General features: G+C 43.8%; 4 protein-coding genes and 1 tRNA gene. All 5 read right to left on the bottom strand.

Annotated elements, in window-relative coordinates; genetic code table 11:
- Positions 1-235 precede the first annotated feature (235 nt).
- The 5 genes from EV202_RS14670 to sppA all read right to left on the bottom strand — a co-directional run bounded on the left by EV202_RS14670 (position 236) and on the right by sppA (position 5,184).
- A tRNA-Phe gene (locus EV202_RS14670) sits at positions 236-308 on the bottom strand.
- Between the two features lie 158 nt (positions 309-466).
- On the bottom strand, positions 467-1,534 hold the full coding sequence (gene thiL, locus EV202_RS14665; RefSeq protein WP_125240157.1) for a thiamine-phosphate kinase: 1,068 nt from the start codon (positions 1,532-1,534) through the stop codon (positions 467-469).
- 5 nt (positions 1,535-1,539) lie between these two features.
- Positions 1,540-2,349 carry a purine-nucleoside phosphorylase gene (locus EV202_RS14660; RefSeq protein ID WP_106070299.1) on the bottom strand — a complete coding sequence of 270 codons (810 nt, stop codon included), beginning with the start codon at positions 2,347-2,349 and terminating at the stop codon, positions 1,540-1,542.
- Positions 2,288-3,418: a tetraacyldisaccharide 4'-kinase gene (gene lpxK / locus EV202_RS14655; RefSeq protein WP_106070300.1), complete on the bottom strand. Its 1,131-nt coding sequence runs from the start codon at positions 3,416-3,418 to the stop codon at positions 2,288-2,290. Before lpxK ends, EV202_RS14660 begins: the two co-directional genes overlap by 62 nt.
- On the bottom strand, positions 3,415-5,184 hold the full coding sequence (gene sppA / locus EV202_RS14650; protein WP_106070301.1) for a signal peptide peptidase SppA: 1,770 nt from the start codon (positions 5,182-5,184) through the stop codon (positions 3,415-3,417). Before sppA ends, lpxK begins: the two co-directional genes overlap by 4 nt.
- Positions 5,185-5,684: the final 500 nt, after the last annotated feature.

Genomic DNA, 5,684 nt, shown 5'->3' with positions numbered 1-5,684 from the left:
TCAATTCAAATCGTCACGCTACAAAAAGATACATAACTATGCGATTATCAAAGATTTCAAAGAACGATGTTTAATTTAAAGTGCCCACTAGTGATAAAACAAATATATGGAACTTCTGTAATTGATAAGCAGGCATTTAAATGTATTTTCAATGAATGTTTTACCATTGTTTACCCCGGAAAAGCAAAAAACGCTGTAACTTGTTCAGTTACAACGTTTCGTGATATTTTGAAAGTGGTGCCACCAGGAATCGAACCGGGGACACAAGGATTTTCAGTCCTTTGCTCTACCAACTGAGCTATGGCACCATGTTTTCCTCTTTTGCGGTTGCAAAGGTAGTGAAACTTTTGAACTGTGCAAGGGGTTTGGAAATAAAAAACACTGATATTTGAATATAGACTTAAATATCAGTGTTTATTGCATTAGAAAGTAAATAAAAAAGTTTTATTTTACTTTATTCTCGCTCTTACTCTGTTTTATCTGATTCTTCTGAAATAGTTGTTTCCCCTTTTAAGGGATTCCAACCTTGGGCTTTTAATTGAAACTCTTGGCCATCGCGGGTAATGAGAGCATTACCTAATTCTTGTTTAGTAATGTGCCCAATAAGTTTTACACCTTCTATCTCGGAAACTTTTTCGTGTTCGGCAATAGGGACAGTAAATAGTAATTCATAGTCTTCGCCACCGTTGAGGGCACAAGTGGTCAGGTTCATATTGAACTCCTCTGCCATGACAGCAGTCTGATAGTCAATAGGGATATGCTCTTCATAAATGCGACACCCGACTTTACTCTGAGTACAGATATGCAGCAATTCAGACGACAAACCATCAGAGATGTCCATCATTGCTGTGGGCTGTATCCCTTCTTCTGCCAGCTTTCGTATGATGTCGCAACGAGCTTCCGGTTTCAGTTGCCGTTGCAAAAGATATTCTTTACCGGAAAAGTCTGGTTGTAGGTCTTTGTCGGCTCCTTTAAGTACAGCTTTCTCGCGTTCGAGCAGTTGTAGTCCCATGTAGGCAGCTCCCAAGTCGCCGGTAACACAAATCAAGTCGGTTTCACGGGCTCCGTTGCGATAAACGACTTTGCCTTTTTCTCCTTCGCCGATGCAGGTGATGCTGATTGTCAATCCGGTGTAGGATGTAGAAGTGTCACCGCCGACAATATCCACATCGTATTCCTCGCAAGCCAAACGGATGCCTGCATAGAGCTCTTCCATATCTTCTATGCTGAACCGTTTGGAAATGCCCAGTGAAACGGTGATTTGCTTGGGGGTTCCGTTCATGGCATAGATATCGGAAAAGTTGACTACGGCCGACTTATAGCCTAAATGTTTGAGTGGAACGTAAATCAAATCGAAGTGTACGCCTTCCAATAGCAGGTCGGTAGTTACGAGTATTTCTTTCTCTGCCGGGTAGGAGAGGACGGCAGCATCATCACCGATGCCATACAAACTTGATTTGTTTTTTAATTCGATGCCTTCGGTGAGGTGGCGGATAAGGCCAAACTCACCGAGGGTAGCTATTTCTGTTCTCATTATTTTCAGGCTCTGTTAATAAGTTCTCGCATAATTTCTGTCATCCTGGGTTGTGCTTCATCAGCAGCTTTCTGCACTTCCTCATGAGAAACTTCTACAATCTTGCCTTCTACGCCAAGGTCGGTGATGACAGATACACCGAATACTTTGATGCCACAATGGTTTGCTACGATTACTTCCGGTACGGTAGACATACCAACTGCATCGGCACCCAGAATGTGGAACATCTTATATTCCGAGGGAGTTTCGAATGTAGGACCTTGGGTGCCAAGGTAAACGCCATGCTGAACTTTTATGCCCTTTTCGGCCGCAATGGCATCGGCTTTACGAATCAGTTCCTTGTTGTATGCTTCGCTCATGTCCGGGAATCGAGGACCATAGGGAATGTTCTTGCCGCGTAGCGGATGTTCGGGAAAATGGTTGATATGATCGGTGATGATCATCAGGTCGCCGATTTCAAAATCGGGATTTGTACCACCGCTGGCATTGGAGACGAACAAAGTCTTGATGCCCAATTCACGCATCACACGGATGGGGAATGTCACTTCTTTCATGGAGTAGCCTTCGTAGAAGTGAAAACGTCCTTGCATAGCCATGATATCCTTATTGCCCAGCTTGCCAAAGATTAGTTTCCCGCTGTGCCCTTCTACAGTGGAGATAGGGAAGTTAGGGATTTCTTCGTATTTTATTTCATACTTCTCGGTGATTTCGCCGGCGAGGCTGCCAAGTCCGGTGCCAAGGATGATTGCTGTCTCAGGATGAGTGTGCATCTTTCCTTTCAGAAAGTTTGCTGTTTCTTGAATACGTTCTAACATAGCTGATAACGTTTTGGTTAAATATATATTGTTGATTTTGTAAAAAAACGATTTCTATCGGCAGCACGTAGATGTATGGTTTCAGCGTTTCATCAAGTGCCGGATGAGATTTCAGCCTTGCGGCGTCTTTCTCGGTGGTGATGATCAGTCGTTTCCCTTCTTTCAGAGAGAGAAAGTTATTTTTTATCTGATGCAAGTCTTTATAGGTGAAGTTGTGATGATCGCCGAATGTCAGCAATTTGATGTGCGAGGTGTAGGTGCTCACTTCTTTTTGCAGAGAAGCCGGCGAGGCGATTCCTGTAACCAAAAGCACTTCTTCATTCTTCGTGAAGGAAGAAAAGTTTTGTTTTCCATTTGTTTTTTCCGGAAATAGGGGGGTCAACTCTCCATAGCGGAGTCTGGAAAAAAATAATTGTTGGTAGGGATATAGATGCAACCGTTTGGTAATGATATTAAAATCAATTGGCTTAAGGTCGTCCGGACATTTGGTGACCACGACGATTTGCGCTCTATTCTTGCTGCTTATAGGTTCGCGAAGCATTCCGGCAGGGAGCAGACGGTCATCGCACAGCAAGCGGTGGTAGTCTGTCAGCAGAATGTTCAGTCCGGCCTTTACATAACGATGTTGAAAGGCATCGTCTAATAGGATGCTTCCTACAGCAGGGTCTTTCAGCTTGAGAAGTTGCTCGATGCCGTGGCAGCGGTCTTCATCCACTGCTACCCTTATGCCGGGGAATTTATTTTTTATTTGATACGGTTCATCGCCTATCTGTTGCACACTGCTTTGTTCATCTGCCAGCTTGTAGCCACGAGTCTTACGCTTATAGCCACGACTCAGCATAGCAACATTGACACCTGCTTTTTGTAGTAACTTTATCAGATATTCCGTGTGGGGCGTTTTGCCTGTTCCTCCTACAGCGAGGTTGCCTATACATATAACGGGAACGTCAAAACTCTTCGACCGGAGCCATCCCCAGTCAAAGAGTTTGTTTCGCAAATATACCCCCATACCGTAGAGCCACGAGAGAGGATATAGCCAATGGCGTATCTTGATAAAGTTATCGGTCATTGAATATTCAGTTCAAAAGGGATGCGTGCTTGTATGCGGTCATATTTGTCAAAGTGCTCCAATACGTTGAATTGGTGATAGATATCTCCTACCGTTCCTTTCAGCATGCGGGCTTTGATGTAATTGCCGGGGTTTGTATTCATCAGCGTTTCAAGGAAGCTCTCTTTCTTTGGATAGCTTATCACGGTATAAGCTTCTACTTTGGCTTTGGCAATGGCTATTTCTAAGGCTTTGTCTAAACCGCCCAGTTCATCGACCAGTCCCAATTCTTTGGCTTTGCTGCCTGTCCAGACACGGCCTTGAGCTATTTTATCCAAATCTTCTTTGTTGATACCACGGCCATCGGCACAACGGGTTAGGAAGAGATCGTAGCCTTGGTTTACATGCATCTGCATCAGGCTCTTTTCGCCATCGTTCATCGGGCGGGTGAGTGTGCCGAAATCAGCATATTGATTGGTCTTTACTACATCAATGCTTACACCGATTTTATCAGCCAGTCCTTTGGTATTAGGGAACATCCCGAAGATACCGATGGAACCGGTTAGCGTCGTAGGCTCGGCAACAATTGTGTCTGCATTGCAGGAGATGTAATAACCTCCCGATGCGGCATATTCGCCCATGGAAACAATAACCGGCTTCTTTTTCTTCAATTCGCTTATCGCATACCATATCTGCTCCGAACCGAAAGCGCTTCCGCCGGGGGAGTTGACACGTAGCACAACTGCTTTCACATCTTCATCGTCTTTTAGCTTACGCAGGTCCTTTATAACCTTTTTAGAGTCGATTCCTTTGCCATCTGTGGCAGATGATGAGACACCGTCAATCTCTCCATATGCATAATATACGGCAATGACATTGCCACTTTTATCTTTGGGGACGTTTTTCTTTATGTTCACCATATCTTCTAATCCCAACACGGGCATACTGTCATCTTTGTCAATGCCAGCCAGTGTTTTCAGATAATCGCGCACATCATTCTTGTATATCAGTGTATCCACCAATCCGCATTTCACACTTTCTTCCGCAGGGTAAAACATAAGCATACGATTGGCAATGGCATTTAGAGAATCTACTGATATTTTACGAGACTCGGCAACATCACTTGTCACCTTTCCCCAGATAGAAGCCAGATAGGCCTCAATCTGTTCGCGGTTAGCAGGACTCATTTCTGTGGAGACGAAAGGTTCCACAGCCGATTTATAAGTGCCGACTTTGAAGATCTGCATTTCCACTCCGATTTTGGCTAACAGGTCCTTGAAGAACATCGGTGTAGAAGCTAAACCTTTCCATTCAATCATGCCTTGAGGGTTCATAAGAACTTTGTCTGCCACGCTTGCCAAGTAATACAGGCCTTGTGAGTAGTTGTCGCTATATGCTACGATGAATTTCCCCGATTCTTTGAAATCTTTCAGCGCATTGCGTATTTCTTCGCGTGAGGCAAATCCGGCATTTAGTGAAGTGGCTTCGATGTATATCCCTTTAATATCATCGTTCTCTTTTGCTTTTTTGATAGAAGCAAGGATGTCGTCCAATCCGTAAGTCTTGTAATCATCTTGCATAAGAAAGTCAAACGGGTTTTCTTGGCTACGTTCGGATAGCGTACCGTTCAGATCTAACATCATGACGGAATTTTTGCGCACTTGTGTTTCTGACTCCGAAGATGATACTATACTGAAAAACACCAGAATGCTGATGAAGAACAATACAACACTTGATAAAATGATACCGGTAATGGTGGCAAGTGTGAATTTTAGAAAATCTTTCATTGTACTTAATCGTTTTAGTATGCTAACTTTTAAAAGCTAACAAAGATAAATAATAAGGTTGATATTTACCCTATCTGTCGCAATGTTTTTGGTTTTATCACAATAAAACTGCTTTTTTGGAATAAAATTACCTGAATTCGGGATAAGCAGCAGGTTAATCGCCTCACCCGTCTGCCTGTATTTTAAGGTGGATATTCATTGGTTATCAGTCGTTTATCCCTGGTCTGTTAGAGGCTTGCCTCTGACGGCTCAAATACTTGTGTCTGTCACGTTGGGCACAAGTGTCTGTCGGCTTGGACACTTGCCCCTGTCGCGAGAAAGGCTTGCTTCTGTCAGGCAGGGGGAGGGCGGCCGGCGTAAAAGTCTCCCTTCCGCCTAACCGCCGTAAACCGGCATGTCCGGGGAAATATCCGCCCTCCTTCCTTCGCTCTTGTTTCTATTGGTGATTTTTTTTACCTTCTGTATTTCTTTTTCTTTCTCTTTTTTATCCCCTCTTTTAC

The sequence above is a fragment of the Prevotella heparinolytica genome, assembly GCF_004342845.1.
In the GTDB taxonomy this organism is placed as follows: Bacteria; Bacteroidota; Bacteroidia; order Bacteroidales; family Bacteroidaceae; genus Bacteroides; species Bacteroides heparinolyticus.
The sequence above is the reverse complement of the archived record's forward strand: the minus strand, read 5'-3'. Positions and strand labels throughout refer to the sequence as shown.

Excerpts from the sequence above, each read along its gene's own strand:
- EV202_RS14660 (WP_106070299.1), bottom strand. The coding sequence starts at position 2,349 with ATGTTAGAACGTATTCAAGAAACAGCAAACTTTCTGAAAGGAAAGATG.
- sppA (WP_106070301.1), bottom strand. The coding sequence starts at position 5,184 with ATGAAAGATTTTCTAAAATTCACACTTGCCACCATTACCGGTATCATT.
- lpxK (WP_106070300.1), bottom strand. The coding sequence starts at position 3,418 with ATGACCGATAACTTTATCAAGATACGCCATTGGCTATATCCTCTCTCG.
- thiL (WP_125240157.1), bottom strand. The coding sequence starts at position 1,534 with ATGAGAACAGAAATAGCTACCCTCGGTGAGTTTGGCCTTATCCGCCAC.